The organism is Parazoarcus communis SWub3 = DSM 12120 (assembly GCF_003226565.1).
GTDB lineage: Bacteria > Pseudomonadota > Gammaproteobacteria > Burkholderiales > Rhodocyclaceae > Parazoarcus > Parazoarcus communis.
This window is the reverse complement of record NZ_QKOE01000125.1, coordinates 1-473: the sequence shown is the minus strand read 5'-3', so window position 1 is coordinate 473 and position 473 is coordinate 1. Positions and strand designations below refer to the sequence as shown.

The following is a 473-nucleotide window of genomic DNA, read 5'->3' as shown; positions in this document are numbered from 1 at the left end:
CCCTAGTCTGTGCCCCTCTGACGAGACCGTCAGAGGCCCCCTTATCCCGAAGTTACGGGGGTAAATTGCCTAGTTCCTTCAACACCGTTCCCTCAAGCGCCTTGGTATACTCTACCAGTCCACCTGTGTCGGTTTAGGGTACGGTCTATATGCTGGAGCTATTTCCTGGAACCCTTGGGCCGCCCTAGCATTCGCCAACGAGCTAGAGCCACTTTTCGGATCCGTCACTTCCAGCAGGCCCACGAATATTCACGTGGTTCCCATCGGCTACGGCTGTCGCCCTCGCCTTAGGGGCCGGCTAACCCTGCGCGGATTGACCTTGCGCAGGAACCCTTGGACTTACGGCGGAAGCGTCTCTCACGCTTCTTATCGCTACTCATGTCAGCATTCTCACTTCCGATACCTCCAGGAGCCCTCACGGGTCTCCCTTCACAGGCTTACGGAACGCTCCGCTACCACTCTGTCGAGTCCAC

The 473-nt window shown here is 57.7% G+C and carries 1 rRNA gene; it reads right to left on the bottom strand.

The features are described 5' to 3' along the window. Positions 1-473: ribosomal RNA gene (locus DNK49_RS23365) — 23S ribosomal RNA — on the bottom strand; the annotation flags it as partial.